Origin of the sequence: Marichromatium gracile, from assembly GCF_004343155.1 — a bacterium.
In the GTDB taxonomy this organism is placed as follows: domain Bacteria; phylum Pseudomonadota; class Gammaproteobacteria; order Chromatiales; family Chromatiaceae; genus Marichromatium; species Marichromatium gracile.
In genome coordinates, this window is sequence record NZ_SMDC01000011.1 from 14,092 (window position 1) to 34,429 (window position 20,338).

Here is a 20,338-nt window from a genome sequence, read left to right on the forward strand (position 1 = left end):
CGGTCAGTGGATCATCGTGTGGGGTGTCCAGGCTTGAACGAATGCGCCAAGGTTCCTGTCGACACTTGGCGCGAATCCTTGAGGTGTTCCCGATCGAGGTGGTGCCGATGAGCCGTTTCCCCGAACAACTCAGGCGCAAGGAGCAGGGCGAGGAGGACAGCTATTTCGCGCGGCGCGATCGCGAGCTGGTCCAGGCGCTCGCCGCCGCGCCCCGGGTGGTCTCCGGCGGCCAGAGCGGGGTCGATCGCGCCGCGCTCGATGCCGCGCTGGCGTTGGGGCTGAGCTGCGGTGGCTGGTGTCCGCGCGGGCGCCGCGCCGAGGACGGCGTGATCGCCGCGCGTTATCCGCTGCGCGAGACCCCGAGCGCGGACTATCCCGAGCGCACCGCCTGGAACGTGCGCGACAGCGACGCGACCCTGATCCTTTGTCGCGGCGCGCCGAGCGGCGGCACCGCGCTGACGCTGCGGCTGGCGCGCGAGCAGGGACGGGCGCTGCTGGTGTGTGACCTGGAGGGCGAGCCGGCGATCGCGCCGGTGCTCGACTGGTTGGTGGGCGAGGGGGTGCGGGTGCTCAACTGCGCCGGGCCGCGCGAGTCCGGTGCGCCCGGCATCGAGTGCGCGGCCCGGGCCTGGCTCGCGGACCTGTTCGCCGCCTGGCGCACAGCCCTCGAGCATGCCGCCGGGCGCTGAGGTCGGGCAATCAGTCGAACACGCCCTCGGGCAGTTGCATGGTGATGCAGTGCAGGCTGCCGCCCTGGCGGATCAGCGGGCGGGCGTCGATCGGGATCACCTCGCGGTCGGGGAAGCACTCGCCGAGCACGGCCAGCGCCTCGGCATCGGCCGGATCATCGTAGACCGGGACCAGCACCGCGCCGTTGATCACCAGGAAATTGGCGTAGCCGGCGGGCAGTCGCTCGTCGTCCTCGTCGTAGACCGGGCGCGGGCTCGGCAGCGGCACCAACCGGTAGGGGTGGCCCTCGGGGTCGCGCAGTGCCTGGAGTTCGCGCTCCATGGCGGAGAGTTCGGGGTAGTCGATGTCCTCGGGGTCGTTGCTGCGCGCGTAGCAGAGGGTATCGGGGGCGCAGAAGCGCACCAGGGTGTCGATGTGACCGTCGGTGTCGTCGCCGCTGATCGCGCCGTGCTCGAGCCAGAGGAAATGACGGATGCCGAGCCGGATCGCCAGCGCCTGTTCGATGTCGGCGCGCTGGTGGTCGGGGTTGCGGTGGGGGTCGAGCAGGGTGCGGCTGACGGCGAGCAGGGTGCCCCGGCCGTCGGTCTCGAGCGCGCCGCCCTCGACCACCAGCTCGCACTTCTCCAGCTCGCAGTCGCCGAAGGTGCCCTGGTCGGCGACCGCGCGGGTGATGCGGTTGTCGAGTCCGGCGGGGTACTTGCCGCCCCAGCCGTTGAAGCGGAAGTCGAGCAGCAAGGGGCGGCCGCGCCCGGTGATCACGGTGATCGGGCCGTGATCGCGCGCCCAGGTGTCGTTGCTCGGCGCGGTGGCCAGGCGCAGCCGCTCGGTCTCGGCGCCGGCCTGCTCGCAGCGGGCGCGCACGGCGGTGGCGTGGTCCGGGTCGCGACAGACGATCAGCACCGGCTCGAAGGCACTGATCCGCGCCGCCAGCTCCGCATAGAGCGTCTCGACCGCCGTGAGTTGATCCACCCAGTCGGTCTCGTCGTGAGGCCAGGTGAGCATGACCCCGCTCTGGGGTTCCCATTCAGCAGGCAGTCGGCGCATGGTCGGTGTCTCGGCTGTGTTCAGCGATGCCGCGTCGCGCACTCCCGGCGACGGGCGAGAGGGCCGCTGTGGCACGTGATCCGGTGCGGCCGGTGTTTGCAAAGATTGTGTGGATTCGACGCCCGCTTGTAAATCCCGGCTCGCCAGCCGCCAGCCGCCAGCCGCGGGAAGTTTGAACCGCAAAGCCGCAAAGGGCGCGAAGGGATTCAAGCTGCCAGCCATCAGCGGCCAGCCGCCAGTGGATGGTCGGCCTCGACGATAGCGCCACTCCCCATTCGCTGTCAGCGACCGGTTGGCGTGCGTTTCCGACCAACACTCGAAGACAGGCAGCCACTGGCGGCTGGAGGCTGATGGCTGGAAGCTCTTCTCTCCTTTGCGTCCTTTGCGGCTTTGCGGTTCAATCTTCTGGCCGCTGGCCGCTGGCCGCTGGCCGCTGGCCGCTGGCCGCTGGCCGCTGGCCGCTGGCCGCTGGCCGCTGGCCGCTGCTGTTCCTACGTCGTCGCGGGCTTTGTGGTTTAATCCATCCCCATGTTTCATCCCCTGTCACTCTACATCGGTCTGCGCTACACGCGTGCGCGCCGTCGCAACCACTTCATCTCCTTCATCTCGGGGATCTCGATGGTGGGCATCGCGCTCGGCATCATCGCCCTGATCGTGGTGCTGTCGGTGATGAACGGCTTCCACAAGGAGATCCAGCAGCGCATCCTCGGCATGGCCTCGCATGCGACCCTGAGCGATCCCTTCGGTGGCGGCCTCGGCGATTGGCAGCCGCTGCTCGAGCAGGTGCGCGCGCATCCCGATGTGGTCGGCGCCGCACCCTTCGTCGAGGTCCAGGGGATGCTCGCCAACGGCTCGCGGGTGAGCGGGGCGATGGTGCGGGGGATCCTGCCGCGCGAGGAGGATCAGGTCGCCGAGCTGCGTCGTGACATGGTCTCGGGCTCGGTCGACGACCTCGTCGACGGTGCGTTCAATATCGTCCTCGGGCGCGATCTCGCCGGTTATCTGGGGGTCGCGCCGGGCGACAAGGTCACCGTGGTCACCCCGCAGGTGAGCGCCACCCCGGCCGGGGTGATGCCGCGGCTCAAGCGCTTCACGGTGAGCGGGGTGTTCTCGGTGGGGATGGCCGACTACGATCGCAACGCCGCCTTCATCCACATGCGTGACGGCGCGCGCCTGCTCGGACTCGGCGACAACGTCTCCGGGGTGCGACTCAAGCTCACCGACATGTGGGCCGCGCCGCGGCTGGTGCGCGAGATCGCCTACGATCTCGGCGGCGCCTATCGCGTCGTCGACTGGACCCAGGTGCACAGCAACTTCTTCAGCGCGCTGGCGATGGAGAAACGGATGATGAGCATCATCCTCTTTCTGATCGTCGCCGTGGCCGCCTTCAACATCGTCTCGACCCTGGTGATGGTGGTCACCGACAAGCAGTCCGATATCGCGGTGCTGCGCACCCTCGGTGCCTCGCCGGCGCGGGTGATGGGGGTGTTCATGGTGCAGGGCACCGCGATCGGATTGATCGGCACCCTGGTCGGGGTGGTCGCCGGTGTGGTGCTGGCGCTCAACGTCGAGCCGGTGGTGGCCTGGATCGAGGGCGTGTTCGGGGTGCACTTCCTCGATCCCTCGATCTACTACATCAGCGCGCTGCCCTCGGACGTTCAGCTCGTCGACGTGCTGCGGGTGGGCGGCGCGGCCTTCGCGATGTCGGTGCTGGCCACCCTCTATCCGGCCTGGCGCGCGGCACGGACCGACCCGGCGGAGGCGCTGCGCTATGAGTGATCCACGGACACCGGAGGCGGTGCTCGAGACCGCCGCCCTGACCAAGACCTTCCGCCAGGGACCCGCCGAGATCGAGGTGCTGCGCGGGGTCGACTTCCGCGTCGGCGCCGGTGAGCGGGTGGCCATCGTCGGCGCCTCGGGCTCGGGCAAGAGCACCCTGCTGCAGTGTCTCGGCGGACTCGACCGGCCGAGCGCCGGTCGGGTGTGCTGGCGCGGTCAGGACATCGTCGGGCTCTCCGAGGCGCGGGTGGGGCGATTGCGCAACCGTCATCTCGGCTTCGTCTACCAGTTCCACCACCTGTTGCCCGAGTTCACCGCGCTCGAGAACGTCGCCATGCCGCTGCTGATCGGTGGCATGCGCCCGCGCCTGGCGCGCGAGCGCGCGCTCAACCTGCTTGCCCAGGTCGGGCTGGCGCATCGTGGCGCCCATCGTCCGGCCGAACTCTCCGGCGGCGAGCGTCAGCGCGCGGCGGTGGCCCGCGCCCTGGTCACCGAGCCCGATTGTCTGCTTGCCGACGAGCCGACCGGGAACCTTGACCGCAACACCGCCGCCGCCGTCTACGAGCTGATGCTCGAACTCAACCGCGACATCGGCACCGCGCTGGTGATCGTCACCCACGACCCCGAACTCGCCGCGCGGATGGATCAGCGCTGGCGGCTCGACGAGGGCGCGCTGGTCCCGGCAGCGGCGGAGGTCGCTGCCCGGTAGCGGGCACGTCGACGCTGGATCTCGCGTATCAGCTTCCAGCGCCACAGCGTCTGGATGGCGAAATAACCACTCACCGAGCACAGCGTGGCGCAGACCAGCGAGCCGAGCAGCAGCGGCGCGAGTACCGCCAGCCAGTTGCGCCAGTCGATCCAGAAGTGCATGTCGAAGCCGACCACCGGCTGGTCGAGCAGCCAGCAGCCGAGCGCATAGGCGCCGTAGAACATCGGCGGGATGGTGATCGGGTTGGAGATCCAGATCAGGGTCAGCGAGATTGGCAGGTTGACCCGGGTGGCGATCGCCAGCCCCGCTGCCATGAACAGATGACCGAGCGGCGGCAGGTACATCACGAACAGGCCGACCGCGACGGCGCCCGAGACCGAACGTCGGTTGAGATGCCAGAGGTTGGGATCCTGCAGTAGCTTTCCGAAGATACCGAGCTGCCGATTTTCCAGGATCTTCCGGGGGTCCGGCATGACCCGTTTCAGCGATTTCTTCACACGGAGAGTCCGACTGGTCTCAGGTGCCGACGCAGGCGCCAAGTATAGGCCAGACGGGTGGCGTGGTGTGCGGATTGTCTACCCGGTCGCCGCCCGCTGGTGCTGATCGCCGCAGCGCTCGCCTTCGTCCTCGGTGTCCTGGCGGCGCTGCCGCTGCCGGTGCTGCCGCCGCCGGGCTGGTTGGTGGTGGCGGCGCTGGTGCTGTCGCCGGGGTGGCGCCGCCCCCTGGTTCGTCTGGCCGGTGTCGCGCTGCTCGGTTTCTGCTGGTCGCTGTGGCAGCTCTCCGTGCCGCTCTGCCAGCCGTTTCCCGATGAGCTGGTGCGCGTCCCTCTGGTCGTCGAGGGGCGGGTCGATGCGCTGCCGGTGCGGCGCGGCGGCGCCACCCGCTTCACCTTCCTGATCGAGCACGCCTCCGCTGCCGGCGAGTCGGTCGAGTTCACTGGCCGGGTCAGCCTGTCCTGGTATCGTGACGCCCCGCTGCTCAGTCCCGGTCAACGCTGGCGGTTGCCGGTCCGGCTCAAGCCCGTGCACGGCTATGCCAACCCGGGCGGATTCGACTACGAGCGCTGGCTGTTCGCGCGACGGGTGGTGGCGACTGGCAATCTGCGCGTCGGCGAGCCGCCGCGACTGCTCGATCCCGCTCCGTCTGGCTATCGGCTGGCGCGGTTGCGTCAGCGCCTCGCCGATCATCTCGCCGCAACACTCGGCGAGCGCCCGGCGCTCGGTGCGGTGCAGGCGCTCACCCTGGGGTTGCGCGATGCCCTCACGCCGCGCGACTGGGAGGTGCTCACCCGCACCGGCACCAACCACCTGCTGGCGATCTCCGGGCTGCATGTGGCGGTGATCGCAACCGCGGTATTCTGGCTGGCACGCCTGCTGTGGTCGCGCAGTCGGCGCTTGAGCCTGTGGCTCGCCGCGCCCCGCGCCGCTGCACTGTTCGCAGCGGGCGCGGCGCTCGGTTATGCGGCGCTCGCCGGTTTCGCGATCTCCACCCAGCGCGCGCTGATCATGCTCGCGGTGGTGCTCGGCGCGCTGTTCTGGCGGCGGCCATTGCGTCCCTGGCAGGGGTTTGTACTGGCGCTCGCCGGGGTGGTCGCGCTCGATCCGCTGGCGCCGCTCGGGGTCGGGTTCTGGCTCTCCTTCGGCGCGGTCGCGGCGATCCTGCTGGCGCTCACCGGACGCCTGCCGAGCCGCTCGCCGTGGCGGCGCTGGGGGCAGGTGCAATGGGCGGTGAGCATCGGGCTGTTGCCCTTGCTGTTGTTGCTGTTCGCCCGTGCCTCGCTGGTCGCGCCCCTGGTCAACCTGGTGGCGGTGCCGCTGTTCTCGCTGCTGCTGCCGCTGTTGCTGGTCGCCGCGGTGTTGAGTCTGCTGCCCGGGCTGGCGGCGCCGCTGCATGCCGTCGCCTGGCTGCTCGAGCAGGGACTCGCTGGTCTCGGCTGGATCGCCGATCAGCCCTGGGCGGCCTTCGCGCTGGCGGCGCGTCCGCCCTGGGTGTGGCTGGCCGCGACCCTGGGCGTCGCGCTGCTGCTCGCCCCGCGCGGACTGCCGGGGCGCTGGCTGGGTCTGGTGGGGCTGGCGGCGCTGGCGCTGGTGCGCCCGCAGCCGCCACCGCCGGGCGCATTGTGGCTGACCCTGGTCGATGTCGGTCAGGGGCTGGCGGTGGTGGCGCGCACCCATGAGCACACCCTGGTCTATGACACCGGCCCAGGGTTCGCCAGTGGCTTCGAGACCGGCAGCGCGGTGCTGGTGCCGCTGTTGCGCGCCCAGGGCGTCGAGCGGGTCGACCGGCTGGTGATCAGCCATGCCGACCGTGACCATGCCGGCGGGCTGGCGGGACTGCGCCGCGGCGTGGAGGTCAGGCGCGTCGATTCGGGCGAGCCGGCTGCGCTCGGCCTCGACGGCGTCGGGCGCTGTCGGGCGGGGCAGGGCTGGTCGTGGTCGGGGGTGCGCTTTCGCTTCCTATACCCAGTGACCGGGGGGGGCTCGGGCAACGATGCCTCCTGCGTGCTGCGCATCGAGGTCGGGGATGTCTCGGTGCTGCTCACCGGCGACATCGGCGCCGCGGTCGAGCGCCAACTCGTCGCGCGCCATGGCGCGGCCCTGCGCAGTCGCGTGCTGGTGCTCGCCCATCACGGCAGCGCCAGCTCGTCGAGCGCGGCGTTGCTCGATGCGGTTGAGCCCGAGCTGGCGCTGGTCGCATCGGGCTATGCCAATCACTACGGCTTCCCTGCCGAGACGGTGTGCGCGCGCCTCATCGCGCGTGACATCGAGACGCGAGGGACGGCGCACGAGGGCGCGCTGACACTGCGTCTCGATGCCGAGGGCCTGTCGATCGAGCCGGGTTGGCGCGCCCGCCACGACCGGCTCTGGCGCCACCGCCCCGCAGCCGGCTGCGCCCCGCGCTGCCCCTGGGCCTGCGGTCGCGCCCGTACCCTCTCGGCCTGGTTCGTGCCGCTGCCGGCCCCGCTCACCGCGCCGACCTGTCGGGAGCGAGCGCCGGCCATCAGCCGGACGGATTGAACCGCAAAGACTCAAAGAGCGCCAAGGGAAGGGAGTGTTGCGCTTGCAGTGATTCGTGATCGCGCCTCAACAGAGCGCTCGCACTTAAATCCTTTGTCTCCTTTGGGTCTTTGCGGTTCGTATCGGCGGCCGATGCCCCGATGGCTGGAGGTCGAGGGCTTCGAGTATCATGAAGGGTCAGTCTCGGCCCATTTGGGGCGAGGCCTTCAGTCACAGTCCGCGCCGAGGAGTTCGCCCTTGCTAGATCTGATGTACGCCGGCGGCTGGTTGATGGTGCCGATCATCGCCAGCTCCGTGGTCGCCACCGCGATCGTCATCGAACGCGCCTGGATGCTGCGCCGTGCCCGCATCATGCCGCCGGGGCTGCTGGCGCGGATCTGGCAGCTCTACCGCCTCGGTCAACTCTCCGACACCCAGATCGAGGAGATCCGCTACGGCTCGCCGCTGGGGCGGATGCTCGCCGCCGGTCTGGCCAATCGGATGCACTCGCGCGAGGTGATGAAGGAGGCGATCGCCGAGACCGGTCGCCAGGTGGTCGTCGAGCTGGAGCGCTTTCTCAACACCCTGGGTACCATCGCCGCGGTGACCCCGTTGCTCGGCCTGCTCGGCACCGTGCTGGGCATGATCGATGTCTTCGCGGTGATCATGGAGGCCGGCGTGGGCAATCCCGGGGTGCTCGCCGGGGGCATCTCCGAGGCGCTGATCACCACCGCCGCCGGGCTCTCGGTGGCGATCCCGACGCTGATGTTCCATCGCTTCTACGACAACCGCGTCTCGCGTCTGGTGGTCGACATGGAGGAGTTGTCGCTGCGTCTGATCGAGGTGATCAAGGGCGAGCGCGAGGATACCGTGGAGGCCGGGGCATGAACCTCCGACCCCAGCGCAAGACCCCGATCGACATCAACCTGACGCCCTTGATCGACGTGGTCTTCCTGCTGCTGATCTTCTTCATGGTCTCGACCAGCTTCAAGGACGAGGCGCGGCTGCGGGTGCAGCTGCCCGAGGCCGAGGGGGTGGCGGCGCCAGCCGAGGAGCCGCCCGAGACCCTGACCATCGTGATCGACGCCGAGGGGGTCTTCTTCATCGGCGAGCGACGGGTGCTCGGTGCCGACGCCGCGACCCTGGGTCGCGCGATCGCCGCCGCGCTCGCCGGGCGCGACAGCGCGCCGGTGCTGATCCAGGCCGATGCCCGCACCCCGCACCAGGCGGTGATGACCGCGCTTGATGCCACCGCGCGCCAAGGACTCAATCAGGTCGCCTTCGCCGCGACCCGCAACGGGGAGGCGCCATGAGCGACCCGCAGACACCATCCCCGGCGCCCGCTGCGGCGAGCGCCATCTATCGCCGCCTGCTCGGCTACGTCCGCCCCTACTGGCGGATGTTCTCCGTCTCCATCGTCGGCATGCTCGCCTTTGCGATCACCGAGCCGCTGTTCGCGGCGATGATGCAGCCGCTGATCGACGGCAGTTTCGTCGAGCGCGACGAGACCGTGGTGCAGATGATGCCCCTGCTGCTGGTCGCGCTCTTTCTCGGGCGCGGTATCGCCGGCTTCGTCAACAACTACTGTCTGAGCTGGGTCGGACGGCGGGTGGTGGCCGATCTCCGCCAGGAGATGTTCGAGCACCTGCTGCGCGCACCGACGCGCTATTTCGACAACACCGGTTCGGGCCATCTGCTCGCCAAGCTCACCTACAACGTCGAGAACGTCGCCACCGCCGCGACCTCGGCGGTCACCACCCTGGTGCGCGACGGCTTCACCGTGCTCGGGCTGATGGCCTACATGCTCTATCTCGACGCCGAGCTGTCGGTGATCTTCCTGCTCATCGGGCCGTTGATGGCCGGCGCCATCAAGTACGCGACCAAGCGCTTTCGCCGTCACAGCAAGCGCATCCAGGACCGCGTCGGCGAGCTCACCCATGTCGCCCAGGAGGTGATCGACGGCCATCGGGTGGTCAAGGCCTTCGGCGGTCAGGCGCGCGAGGCGCGTCACTTCGGCGCGATCAACGAGAAGACCCGTTCGCTGCAGATGAAGATGATCGCCACCGAGGCGGCGAGCGTGCCGCTGGTGCAGCTGATCTCGGCGATGGCGATCGCGGTGATCGTCTATCTCTCGACCATGCAGGGGCTGCAGGACAACATCTCGGTCGGCACCTTCATGTCCTTCATCGTCGCCATGGCACTGCTGCTGCCGCCGGTCAAGCGTCTGACCTCGGTCAACGCCCATCTGCAGCGCGGCATCATCGCCGCCGAGAGCCTGTTCGAGCTGCTCGACGCCGAGGAGGAGGACGACCGCGGGCGCGGCGAGGTCGAGCGGGCCGCCGGACGGATCGAGTATCGCGGCGTCACCCATCGCTACAGCCCGGACAAGCCGCCGGCGATCCGCGAGCTGGAGCTGATCGTCGCCCCGGGCGAGAAGATCGCCCTGGTGGGGCGCTCGGGCAGCGGCAAGAGCACCATCGCCAGCCTGTTGCCACGCTTCTACGACCCCAGCGAGGGCGAGATCCTGATCGACGGCACGCCGATCCGCGACCTCACCCTGGGCTCGTTGCGCCGTCAGATCTCGCTGGTCACCCAGGACGTGGTGCTGTTCAACGACACCATCGCCAACAACATCGCCTATGGCCAGCCCGAGCCGCCGAGCCGCGAGCGGCTCGAACAGGTCGCCGAGAGCGCGCACGCGCTGGAGTTCATCCGCGCCCTGCCGCAGGGCTTCGACACCGTGGTGGGGGATCGCGGCGTGCTGCTCTCGGGCGGTCAGCGCCAGCGTCTGGCGATCGCCCGCGCGATGCTCAAGGACGCCCCCATCCTCATCCTCGACGAGGCGACCTCGGCGCTCGACACCGAGGCCGAGCGCCATATCCAGGCCGCGCTCCAGGAGCTGATGGAGGAGCGCACCACGCTGATGATCGCTCATCGGCTCTCGACCATCGAGCGTGCCGACCGCATCCTCGTGCTCGATGCCGGACGGATCGTCGAGCAGGGCAGCCATCAGGCGCTGCTCGAGCGCAACGGCTATTACGCGCGGCTGCACCGGCTGCAGTTCCACGACGGTCTCGCGGTCGAGGACTGATGCGCTGGATCGATCCGGCCCGCGTCTGGTACGCCCGACACTGGCTCGGCGTGCTGCTCGCGCCCCTCGGCGCGCTCTATTGCGCGCTCGCCATGCTGCGGCGGCTGGGTTTTCGGCGCGGCTGGCTGGCGAGCACACGGTTGCCGGTGCCGGTGGTGGTGGTCGGCAACCTCAGCGTCGGCGGCACCGGAAAGACCCCGGCGGTGATCGCCCTGGCCCGACTGCTGCGCGAGCACGGCTGGCGACCGGCAGTCCTCACCCGCGGCTATGGCCGGCGCGAGGACGGGGTGCGCCGGGTCGCGCCGAGCGATACCCCCGAGGAGGTCGGCGACGAGCCGCTGCTGCTCGCGCGCCACGCCGGCTGTCCGGTGGTGGTCGGCGCCGATCGGGTGGCGGCGGGGCGCTTCGCGCTCGATCGCTGCGACTGCGACCTGTTGCTCACCGACGACGGGCTGCAGCACTACCGTCTGGCGCGCGATATCGAGATCGCCGTGGTCGATGGTCGCCGTGGGCTGGGCAACCGCCGCTGTCTGCCGGCCGGGCCGCTGCGCGAGCCGCCGCGCCGGCTCGAGGCGGTCGACCTGGTGCTCCATAACGGCGGTGAGGCGCCGCCGGGGGCGGGGCGGATGCGACTGGTGCCGGGCGCGGCGCTGGCGCTCGATGGGTCCGGGCGCAGCCGTCCGTTGGCGGCCTTCCGGGACCGGCGGGTGTGCGCGGTGGCGGGGATCGGCAATCCCGATCGTTTCTTCGCCATGCTCGAGACGCACGGTCTGATGCTCGACCCGCGCCCCTATCCCGATCATCACGACTTCACCGCCGCCGAGGTCGCGGCCTGGCCCGCGGGGCCGGTGCTGATGACCGAGAAGGACGCTGTCAAGTGCGCCCGGTTTGGTGGCGGTGATCACTGGTATGTCCCCGTCGAGGCTGAGTTCGATGCCGACTCGCTGGCGGGGCTGTTGACTCGACTGGCAAGGGTGAAGAGGCATGGCTAAGGGTTTCAAGGTGGTGATTCCGGCGCGTTACGGTTCCTCCAGGCTGCCGGGCAAGCCGCTGCTGGAGATCGCCGGGGAGCCGATGATCCGGCACGTGGTGGCGCGGGCCTGCGCCAGCGGCGCCGACGAGGTGGTGGTGGCGAGTGATGACGCGCGCATCCTCGATGCCTGCGCCGGACTCGGTGCCGCGACCCAACTGACCGCGACGGAGCACCGCAGCGGCACCGAGCGGGTGGCCGAGGTGATCGCCGCGCGTGGTTGGGAGGCCGACACCGTGGTGGTCAACCTGCAGGGCGATGAGCCCTGCATGCCGGCGGCGCTGATCGACCAGGTGGCGAGCGACCTGGGCGGGTGCGCTGGGGCGGGGATGGCGACCCTGGCCTCGCCGATCCGGCGGGTCGAGGCGCTGTTCGATCCGCACGTGGTCAAGGTGGTGACCGATGTCGAGGGCTTCGCGCTCTACTTCTCGCGCGCGCCGCTGCCCTGGCATCGCGACGAGTTCCTCGGCAGCCGCGCGAGCCTGCCCGAGTCGGTGACCTTCCTCCGTCACATCGGGCTCTACGCCTATCGCGCCGGGTTCCTCGAGCGCTATCTCGCCTGGCCGCCGGCACCGCTCGAGGTCGCCGAGTCGCTCGAACAGCTGCGCGTGCTGTGGCACGGCGAGCGTATCCATGTCGGCATCGCCGAGCGCACCCCCGGCCCCGGGGTCGATACCCGCGAGGACCTGGGGCGTGCCGAGGCGTGGATGAGCGCCGACGACTGACGCGTCGCCCTCAGTGGCGCCGTGCGAGGGTCGGGGTGAGGGTGTCGAGCAGTTCGCGCAGCGGTGCCGAGGGGCAGCGGTGACGGTCGAACAGCGGTACCTGCAGCAGGGTATTGCGTCGCTGGCGCGGCCGGCCGTACTGGTCGGCCTGGATCTCGGCGGCGTGCTCGTCGTCCGACTCGAGGATCAGCAACTCCTCGCCGGGGAGCAGGTCGATCAGTCGCCAGGAGGCGCCGCGCAGCCGACAGCGGCGCCCGAGCAGTGTGCGGACCTGGTGCAGCAGCGCCTCGCGGTCGTGCCTGCCCTGTGGGGTCGTGGGTCTGGTGTGCATCGCGCCTCCCGGGTGGGTGTAGCCTGTCGCCGTCTTCTCGGCCTCCGTGCCGCGTCTGTCCCTGTGCTCGATGATGGCGCCACCGGGTTGAGCTTTCCAGTCGCGGACTCCAGCACCTGACCTTGCGGGTCAATCACGCGGACAGGCCGCTGGAGGTCGAGACCATGAGTGCACCGATCATCCGTACCTTCGTCACCGTCTTCATCTGGACGCTCGCCATGCCCGTAGTCGGGGCCGATGCCGCCGCGGTCGGTGCCGCGGAGGCTGCTGGTGCCGGCGGTTGGTTGCGACTCGAGGGCGCTGCCCGCGCACCCGCCGGTCGCCGCCCGGCGCCGACCCGGCAGACGGGCACGCGGCTGCTCGAGCAGCGCCAGGACGAGCGGCGCGCCTGGCAGTCGCTGCGGCGTGAGTCGCGCGCCGCTTCCCCGTCCCTTGACGCGCCGGCGCGCGACAGCGGCGGCTGGCGGTTGCGGCTCGAGCGCCAGAGCGCCGCCCAGGCACGCCAGCGCGAGGCGCAGCGGCTCAGACGCGAGCGTGCCGGCGACTGAGTCCGGCGTCGGGCGCTGCTATGATCGGGACGGTGTCAGCCAGCGATAGAGGGAGTAGCGAGGTGAAACACGAGATCAAGGCCAGGGTTCTGTTCGTCTGCATGGGCAATATCTGTCGTTCGCCGACCGCCCACGGCGTCTTTCGTCAACTGCTGCGCGCCCGTGGGCTCGAACAGCTCGTCGAGATCGACTCGGCCGGCACCCATGCCTATCACGTCGGCGCGCGCCCGGATCAGCGCGCCAGCGACACGGCGCGCGCCCGTGGCATCGATATCCGCGACCTGCGCGCTCGGTGTGTCGGCGCCGATGACTTCGAGCGCTTCGACTATGTGCTGGCGATGGATCAGGACAACTACGCGCATCTCGCCGCGCTCTGCCCGCCCGGGCTGGAGTCGCGCCTGGGGCTGTTGATGGACTTCGCCCCGGACTATTCGCAGCGCGAGGTGCCCGATCCCTACTACGGCGGTCGGCGCGGCTTCGATCAGGTCTTCGACATGGTCGAGGCGGCCGCGCGCGGTCTGCTCGAGGATCTCAACGCACGTTTTCTGTGACCCCGGCGCCGTCGCCTTCGTCGTGGTCCGGGCGGCGCTCGGTGAGCGCGGCATAGCGGCTGTGATGACGGTAGCGTCGCAGGTCCTGGCGCAGCGATTCGGCCAGACGCAGTTCGAGATCCCGTGGGTGGATGCCGATGCGCAGCCATCCCCGGGCGCGCGCGCGGCTGCGGTTGATGCGGTTCCACAGCCGGACCGCGCGGGCGCGCGCCGCGGTGTCGGCCTCGTAGCCGAGCATCGGCACCGGCGCGAACAGTCCGCTCTCGGCCGAGAGCACCCCGGAGAGGTACTCGTAGCGCTCGAAGGGCAGCTCGGCGAGCGCCGAGCGCGCGATCCGGCCCATCGCCCAGGCCGGGGGTACATAGAGTTCGGGCGCGTCCAGCCCCTGATCGCCGAACCAGGCGTGACAGCGGTTGACCAGCGCGCCGATGCCCTCGGCATCGAGCGCCAGGTGCTCGGCGACGTCACGCGAGATGAGGCGCGCGTGCAGGCGGTGATACCAGCCGCCGTAGCGCTCGACGCGATGGTGCCAGCCGTGTCCGGCCAGCTCGTGGCCGCGTCGCTGCCACTGGCGTAGCCGCGCGAGGGCGGTGCGATCCCAGGCGCCGCCGGGGATCACCAGCAGGGTGACCGGATAGACCCGCTCGGCCTCGAGCAGGGCGAGCAACCGCTCGACCTGAGGCAGGGTCTCGGGCATCACATCATGCACCGAGACCAGGGTCCTGGGGGTGGTGTCGTCAGTCGCGCATGTCGACGCTGTGTCCATGATCGCCCGAGAGTACCGATAGCCAGTGTTGAAGGTTGCGGCGGTTGATCTCGATCGCCGCCGCGCGTGCCAGGTGCGCCTTGCGCTCGCGCAGTGCCGGGTCGAGCGCGCGGACCCGCGCCAGTGCCTCGGCGAGCGTCTCGTCCTCGCCGATCGCGTGCAGCCCGCGTCCGAGCAGCTCCCAACTGAGGATACCGCATGCCGAGGAAACCACCACGGTGCGCGCGCGCGCCATCGCCTCGAGCGCGATGGTGCCGAAGGACTCGACCCGGGAGGGCAGCACCAGGGCGTCGACCGAGTCGAGCAGGGCCATGATCTGGCCGCGCCGCACCCAGCCGAGGTGTCTGAGGTTGGGATGCTCGGCGCAGCGTTGCTCGAGCCAGGGGCGCAGCGGCCCGTCGCCGGCGACCAGGAATTCGATCTCGGGGAGTCGTTGTGCGGCCTCGACGATGCTCTCGAGGTTCTTCTCCGGGGCCAGTCGACCGGCGAACAGGACCCGCCCGAGTCGGGGTGCGACCGGTCGCGGCGGGCAGTCGAGAAAGCGCTTGGCGATCGGCGTGGCCATCAGCGCTGCGCGGTCGGCGCCGATGCGTCGTGCCACCTCGACCATCTCGTGGGAGTTGGCGAGCACCAGCTGGCTGCGGCGGAACAGCATGCGGTGGCAGGTGCCGAGATAGGCGTTGGCCACGCGCGCGCGCAGGCCGCTCCACTCGGGGAAGAGGTCGGTGAGCGCCTCGAAGTGGGTGTGGAAGCCGACCACCAGGGCGATATCGCGCCGCCCGGCCAGGTGCATGCCGAGCATGCCGAAGGGGCCGGGGGTGGGGACGACGATGGCGTTGGGACGCAGCCGGCGCAGTCGGCCGCTGACCAGCGGCCAGGAGGGCAGCAGCAGCCTCTGGGTCGGGTCGCCGGGGAGCGGGAAGGTCAGTCCGCCGTGCCAGCTGCCGCGGCGATAGCGTGGCGCGATCAACTCGACCCGGGCGCCGGCGGCGCGCAGATGATCGGCGAGGTCGCGATAGTAGGCGCCGACCCCGTTACGCTCGGGGGCGGCGTCGGAGAGGATGGCCACGCGTAGCCCCGAGGCGTCGATCGGGTCGGACTGCGCGGTGAGCTGGTCTGGGCACGAGGTGCTCAACATGGCAACGCGGTTTCCGTGGTTCGCGTGGGTGCCGGGGGTGCGGCGGATGGCGGCGCGTCCCGATCATCGATGGCACGCGCACACAGACGACGATAGCAGGCGCCGAGCTCGTGTTCGATACGCTCGGCGTCGAGTCCGAACTGCGCGAGGCTGTACTGGTGCGCGCTGCGATAGCGTCGGGCATGGCGCTGACGCTGCTGGAGGCGGGCGCGGTAGTCGGCGTCGAGCGTGAGTCCGAGCTGGTTGTAGATGGTCTCGATGCTCGGGCCGAGCTGCCCGCGCAGCTGCGTCATGGTCACCCAGGCACAGCGCTCGACCGGGACCTCGGCGAGGGTCTGTTCGAGGTTGTGGTAGTAGAAGCCGAGCTGCTCGATCATGCGTCGCGCGAACGCGGGCTCGACCGCGCCGACGCCGAACAGCTTGGCGCCGCCGGCGATCGAGCTCAGTTGCGAGGGCAGGGTCTCCTGCGGGGCGCGCAGACAGACCACGAAGCGGGCGTCGGGATAGCGCGCGCGCAGCGCCCCGGCGAGCGGGGCGAAGGCGGCGTTCTTCGACAGCAGTCGCTTGTCCGTGCCGTGGACGTAGAGATGGCGCTGCAGACAGCGATGATGGTGCTCGAGGAGCTGGCTGCGCAGCGGCTCGGGCATGTCGCGGTCGAAGCTGCCCATCCGCCACAGTCGGCTCGAGTCGGGGAAGGGGAGGATGAGGATGAAGCAGGCGAGCGCCGGCAGCAGTGCGAAGTAGTCCTCCTCGGGGTCATCGAGGCGCATGCTGTGGACCGCGTCCAGGGCGCCGAAGGCGTGGCGCTCGATCCGGCGCAACAGCCGGGCGAGCGGGGCGCCGAGCCGGGCGTCGAGTCGGCCGAGGCCGAGCCAGAAGCGGCGGGCGGTGATCGAGAGCGCGAACAGACACTCCCAGGTGGTGAAGGTGGTGACACCGGGATCCTCGGCCAGCACCCGGTGGAGATGGGTGGTGCCGCTGCGCGGTACGCCGAGGATGAACAGCGGCTCGCGGACCTGGACCCGGCGATAGTCGGGGTAGAGTAGCTCGTCGAGCGCCAGCCCGAGCCAGTGGATCAGCTGGACCAGGGCGAACAGCGGCACGAAGCCGAGCATCAGCAGGGGGCGGAGATAACCCGCCCGGCCGGCGCCGCGCCTGGGGAGGAGGGCGCGCAGGGCGAGCCCGAGGAGGTGCAGCTGGCTGGAGATGAAGAGTCTGAACATCGTCCGTCCTCAGCCCGGGCGCCGCCACGAGTGCGCCTGCGGGCTCCGGTGGTGCATGCGTGCGGGTCGCCGATGACGACCCGCACGGGTTCAGGGTAACCGCAGCAGGGCGGACCCTAGCACGCACGAGGTGACGATCGCGACCTCAGTCGCCGTCTTCCTGCGTGATCCGTTTCTCGCTCTCGACGGTGGCCGCGGGTCGCGGGGCGCGCTCCGGCGCTGCCGCTGGCGCCTCGGTGGCGGGTTTGGGCGCCGCGGGGGGCGTCTGTGGTCGCGACTCCGGGGGCGGTGTGGGCGCACTCGTCGCGGTCTCTGAGTGAGACTGCGCCTCGCGGGTCGGTTCGGACCTGCTCACCGTGGCGCTCTTGTGCTCGCCGCTCTCGGGTTTCGAGGTCGCCGCGGGTTGCTCCCCGGCGGGCTTCGGCCTGGGCGCCTCGGCAGTCGGCTTGTCCTTGCCCGACTCTGACTCCGGCTTGGCTGTCTCGGCGACCGGCTTGTCCTTGCCCGGTTCAGGCTTGGCTGTCTCGGCAGTCGGCTTGTCCTTGCCCGACTCCGGCTTGGCTGTCTCGGCAGCCGGCCTGTCCTTGCCCGGTTCAGGCTTGGCTGTCTCGGCGACCGGCCTGTCCTTGCCCGGTTCAGGCTTGGCTGTCTCGGCGACCGGCCTGTCCTTGCCCGGTTCAGGCTTGGCTGTCTCGGCAGCCGGCCTGTCCTTGCCCGGTTCAGGCTTGGCTGTCTCGGCAGTCGGCTTGTCCTTGCCCGACTCCGGCTTGGCTGTCTCGGCAGTCGGCTTGTCCTTGCCCGCTTCAGGCTTGGCTGACGCGGCGGTCGACTTGTCCTTGGCAGTCTCCGGCTTGGGCGCTGCGGCGCTCGATTGGCCCTGGGACGGCTCCGACTTCGCCCTCGCGGACTGTCTGTCGCTGTCCGACTGCTTGGCCTCGGCACCTGTCTGGGGCGCGGGCAGGAGCGCCTGTGGCTTGTGCCGGGTCTCGGTGGCCGGTGCCTCTGTCTCCGTCGCTGCATTGTGCTCGACGCGTGACTGGGTCGGTGCGCGTTCGCGGTCGTTGCCGTTGGGCTGCTCGTTGCCGCCGTTGGTGGGGGTGCTGCGGCGGCGGTTGCGTCCGCCGCGTCGCCGCCGGGTCGAGCGCGGTCGTTCGCCGGCACCATCCTGTTGTGGCGTCGTGTTCTCGCCGTTGCCCTTGGCCGTCTCCGGTGCCGACCGCTCCGTTCTCGCCTCGGTGCTGCGTCTGGACTGTTCCTGGGCCTCGTCGGCATCGCTGCGCTGCGGCTTGTTGGATTCACCACCCTGGGGTTGTTGCGGCTCGCGCGTGCGCTCGTCGTCACCCTTGCCCTTGGCGGCGCGACCGCCGTTCTCGTTGCGGCGGGGACGATTGCGTGTGCTGCTGCGTCGGCTGCGGCCCTCGCCGTTGCGCGCGCTGCGGCCGCTCTCCTCGCCTTCGCCGCCGCGCCCCTCCGGAGGGGTGCTGCGCTTGCGCTCGCGGGACTTGCTACCCTCGCCCTCGCCGCGGGGCTTGGCGTGGCCACGCTCGGAGTGGTGTTGAGATTCGCTCTGGGGGCTCGCCGGGGCCTCGATCTGGCGCGGTGCAAACAACCCGGTCCAGATCCGTTTGATCAGGCTCTCGGGCTCGCTGCGCTCGGGCTCCTGAAGTCCGGCCGGGGTCTTGGGCGTCGTCCGCTGCGGGTTCGGGCGCTGCTGCGGCACCGGGGTGGCGGGGGTGACCTGCTTGACCGCCGGCTCCTCGATACGCGGTGGCGCGGTCAGTCGGGTATAGCGCGACTCGGCCTCCGGCTCGGGCGGGGCCGCGGCGATCTCGTAGCTCTGTCGGCCCTCGTCCTGCTTGGTGACATCCTGGGTGCGGATGCGCTCGATCTGGTAGTCGGGGGTGAGCAGGTGTTCGTTCGGGACCAGCAGGATCTCGACCTCCTGGCGCTGCTCGATGTCGACGATGGTGCGGCGTTTCTCGTTGAGCAGGAAGGTGGCGACGCTGACCGGCAGGTGGGCGAGGATGCGCTGGGTGTTGTCCTTCATCGCCTCCTCTTCGATTATCCGCAGGATCGACAGGCCCAGCGAGTCGACCCCGCGGATGGTGCCCTGACCCTTGCAGCGCGGGCAGACCTGCTGGCTCGATTCGCCGAGCGAGGGACGCAGTCGCTGGCGCGACATCTCCAGCAGTCCGAAGCGCGAGATCCGCGCTACCTGGACGCGGGCGCGATCCTGCTTGAGCGCCTCGCGCAGCCGGTTCTCGACCTCGCGCTGGTTCTTCGGCGGGGTCATGTCGATGAAGTCGATCACGAACAAGCCGCCGAGGTCGCGCAGGCGCAGCTGGCGAGCGATCTCGTCGGCCGCCTCGAGGTTGGTGTTGAGCGCCGTCTCCTCGATGTCGGCGCCCTTGGTGGCGCGCGCCGAGTTGATGTCGATGGCGGTGAGCGCCTCGCCGTGGTCGATCACGATCGAGCCGCCCGAGGGCAGGCGCACCTCACGCTGGAAGGCCGACTCGATCTGGGTCTCGATCTGGTAGCGGGTGAACAGCGGCACCTCGTCGTCGTAGCGGCGCAGTTTCTTGATGTTCTGCGGCATCACCTGACGGATGAAGGTCTCGGCGCGTTCGTAGACGGCGGCGTCGTCGATGACGATCTCGCCGATGTCGGCGCGCAGATAGTCGCGGATCGAGCGGATGATGACATCGCTCTCCTGATAGATCAGGAAGGGCGCCTTGCGCTGCTCGCCGGAGGTCTCGATCGCCTTCCACAGCTGCAGCAGGTAGTCGAGATCCCACTGCAGTTCCTCGACGCTCTTGCCGACGCCGGCGGTGCGCACGATCAGCCCCATGTCCTCGGGGATCTCGAGCTGGCTCATGGCGTCGCGCAGCTCGCTGCGGTCCTGGCCCTCGATGCGGCGCGACACCCCGCCGGCGCGCGGGTTGTTGGGCATCAGCACCAGATAGCGCCCGGCCAGCGAGATGAAGGTGGTGAGCGCCGCGCCCTTGTTGCCGCGCTCCTCCTTGTCGATCTGCACCACCACCTCGCGGCCCTCGCGTACCGCCTCCTTGATGTTGATGCGCGAGCCGGGCTTGACCGAGTCGGGCTCGAAATAGGCGCGGGCGATCTCTTTGAGGGGGAGGAAGCCGTGGCGCTCGGCGCCATAGTCGACGAAGGCGGCCTCGAGGCTGGGCTCGACGCGGGTGATGGTGCCCTTGTAGATGTTGGCCTTCTTCAGTTCCCGGCCGGGGGATTCGATGTCGAGGTTGTAGAGCAGTTGACCGTCGACGGTCGCGACGCGCAACTCTTCCGGCTGAGTTGCGTTGATCAGCATTCTTTTCATGTTGTTCCTTCTCTCACCACGGCGCGTGTCCCGTCATGGGGGACGGTTCGCCGCGGACCCCCGGTGGCTGACCTGGGGGCGGCTCGGCGCGTTGCCGTTCGTCCCACGGTGAGCAAGGATCCGACGGCATCAGCACTGTCCGTTCGGTCGCCTCCAGACGGGACCCGGAACGGGCACGCGCGCATGAACTATCGTTGACGGGCGCTGGCGGGCGCCCGCGGGTTCTTGTCCCCGTCCATGCGGAGGGGGAGGTGTTCGGAGCGGCGAGGGTGGTGCCGGATGCGTTGGCCTGCCTTGGCGCACGGCGCGCGGAACGCAGAGGGTGTAGAATGCGCGATTGCTCGCTGCTCGAGTCCGCGCGCGATACCCAATGCTGC

The 20,338-nt window shown here is 70.0% G+C and carries 18 protein-coding genes; 11 read left to right on the forward strand and 7 right to left on the reverse strand.

The genetic code is table 11. The features are described 5' to 3' along the window. Positions 1–65 precede the first annotated feature (65 nt). Positions 66–689 (forward strand): putative molybdenum carrier protein, encoded by a 624-nt coding sequence (locus EDC29_RS13785; protein ID WP_223806068.1) that lies wholly within the window; start codon positions 66–68, stop codon positions 687–689. A 10-nt stretch (positions 690–699) separates the two neighbouring features. On the opposite strand, the gene EDC29_RS13790 is transcribed toward EDC29_RS13785, so the two are convergent. Further along, positions 700–1,758 carry an agmatine deiminase family protein gene (locus tag EDC29_RS13790; RefSeq protein WP_132230431.1) on the reverse strand — a complete coding sequence of 353 codons (1,059 nt, stop codon included), beginning with the start codon at positions 1,756–1,758 and terminating at the stop codon, positions 700–702. Between the two features lie 504 nt (positions 1,759–2,262). On the opposite strand from EDC29_RS13790, the gene EDC29_RS13795 reads away from it, so the two are divergent. Together EDC29_RS13795 and lolD are read left to right on the forward strand one after the other, a co-directional pair. Beyond that, on the forward strand, positions 2,263–3,513 hold the full coding sequence (locus EDC29_RS13795) for a lipoprotein-releasing ABC transporter permease subunit (protein WP_132230367.1): 1,251 nt from the start codon (positions 2,263–2,265) through the stop codon (positions 3,511–3,513). After that, the gene (gene lolD / locus EDC29_RS13800) at positions 3,506–4,222 is read left to right on the forward strand and encodes a lipoprotein-releasing ABC transporter ATP-binding protein LolD (protein WP_123139883.1); all 717 of its coding nucleotides are present in this window, start codon (positions 3,506–3,508) and stop codon (positions 4,220–4,222) included. The genes EDC29_RS13795 and lolD overlap by 8 nt, the downstream gene beginning before the upstream one ends. On the opposite strand, the gene EDC29_RS13805 is transcribed toward lolD, so the two are convergent. Further along, positions 4,159–4,695, reverse strand: coding sequence for a DUF2062 domain-containing protein (locus EDC29_RS13805; protein ID WP_123139882.1), 537 nt, complete (start codon positions 4,693–4,695; stop codon positions 4,159–4,161). The two genes, lolD and EDC29_RS13805, sit on opposite strands and share 64 nt — an antisense overlap. Before the next feature lie 123 nt (positions 4,696–4,818). Between EDC29_RS13805 and EDC29_RS13810 the strand changes: the two genes are divergently transcribed. The 6 genes from EDC29_RS13810 to kdsB all read left to right on the forward strand — a co-directional run bounded on the left by EDC29_RS13810 (position 4,819) and on the right by kdsB (position 12,064). After that, entirely contained in the window at positions 4,819–7,239 is a 2,421-nt protein-coding gene (locus tag EDC29_RS13810) for a DNA internalization-related competence protein ComEC/Rec2 (protein WP_243695652.1), read from the forward strand. A 237-nt stretch (positions 7,240–7,476) separates the two neighbouring features. Further along, positions 7,477–8,106 (forward strand): MotA/TolQ/ExbB proton channel family protein, encoded by a 630-nt coding sequence (locus EDC29_RS13815; RefSeq protein WP_123139881.1) that lies wholly within the window; start codon positions 7,477–7,479, stop codon positions 8,104–8,106. After that, on the forward strand, positions 8,103–8,531 hold the full coding sequence (locus EDC29_RS13820; protein WP_123139880.1) for an ExbD/TolR family protein: 429 nt from the start codon (positions 8,103–8,105) through the stop codon (positions 8,529–8,531). The genes EDC29_RS13815 and EDC29_RS13820 overlap by 4 nt, the downstream gene beginning before the upstream one ends. Then, complete coding sequence (msbA, locus tag EDC29_RS13825) at positions 8,528–10,309, forward strand: lipid A export permease/ATP-binding protein MsbA (RefSeq protein WP_123139879.1); 1,782 nt, start codon at positions 8,528–8,530, stop codon at positions 10,307–10,309. Before EDC29_RS13820 ends, msbA begins: the two co-directional genes overlap by 4 nt. After that, complete coding sequence (lpxK, locus tag EDC29_RS13830; protein WP_132230369.1) at positions 10,309–11,301, forward strand: tetraacyldisaccharide 4'-kinase; 993 nt, start codon at positions 10,309–10,311, stop codon at positions 11,299–11,301. Before msbA ends, lpxK begins: the two co-directional genes overlap by 1 nt. Further along, positions 11,294–12,064: a 3-deoxy-manno-octulosonate cytidylyltransferase gene (kdsB, locus tag EDC29_RS13835; RefSeq protein ID WP_132230371.1), complete on the forward strand. Its 771-nt coding sequence runs from the start codon at positions 11,294–11,296 to the stop codon at positions 12,062–12,064. The genes lpxK and kdsB overlap by 8 nt, the downstream gene beginning before the upstream one ends. Positions 12,065–12,074: 10 nt before the next feature. Here the strand turns inward: kdsB and EDC29_RS13840 are convergent, their stop codons facing one another. Further along, on the reverse strand, positions 12,075–12,395 hold the full coding sequence (locus EDC29_RS13840) for a hypothetical protein (RefSeq protein WP_005224395.1): 321 nt from the start codon (positions 12,393–12,395) through the stop codon (positions 12,075–12,077). Positions 12,396–12,559: 164 nt separating this feature from the next. On the opposite strand from EDC29_RS13840, the gene EDC29_RS13845 reads away from it, so the two are divergent. After that, entirely contained in the window at positions 12,560–12,943 is a 384-nt protein-coding gene (locus EDC29_RS13845; protein ID WP_132230373.1) for a hypothetical protein, read from the forward strand. A gap of 62 nt (positions 12,944–13,005) precedes the next feature. Beyond that, positions 13,006–13,494, forward strand: coding sequence for a low molecular weight protein-tyrosine-phosphatase (locus EDC29_RS13850; protein WP_123139875.1), 489 nt, complete (start codon positions 13,006–13,008; stop codon positions 13,492–13,494). On the opposite strand, the gene EDC29_RS13855 is transcribed toward EDC29_RS13850, so the two are convergent. The 4 genes from EDC29_RS13855 to rne all read right to left on the reverse strand — a co-directional run bounded on the left by EDC29_RS13855 (position 13,475) and on the right by rne (position 19,961). Further along, positions 13,475–14,203, reverse strand: coding sequence for a DUF2334 domain-containing protein (locus EDC29_RS13855; RefSeq protein WP_338086183.1), 729 nt, complete (start codon positions 14,201–14,203; stop codon positions 13,475–13,477). The two genes, EDC29_RS13850 and EDC29_RS13855, sit on opposite strands and share 20 nt — an antisense overlap. 28 nt (positions 14,204–14,231) lie before the next feature. Next, a complete protein-coding gene (locus EDC29_RS13860) occupies positions 14,232–15,398 on the reverse strand; it encodes a glycosyltransferase (protein ID WP_123142377.1) in 1,167 nt (388 codons plus the stop codon). Beyond that, positions 15,392–16,621 (reverse strand): sulfotransferase, encoded by a 1,230-nt coding sequence (locus EDC29_RS13865; RefSeq protein ID WP_132230375.1) that lies wholly within the window; start codon positions 16,619–16,621, stop codon positions 15,392–15,394. The genes EDC29_RS13860 and EDC29_RS13865 overlap by 7 nt, the downstream gene beginning before the upstream one ends. A 145-nt stretch (positions 16,622–16,766) precedes the next feature. Then, the gene (rne, locus tag EDC29_RS13870; protein ID WP_132230377.1) at positions 16,767–19,961 is read right to left on the reverse strand and encodes a ribonuclease E; all 3,195 of its coding nucleotides are present in this window, start codon (positions 19,959–19,961) and stop codon (positions 16,767–16,769) included. Positions 19,962–20,338: the final 377 nt, after the last annotated feature.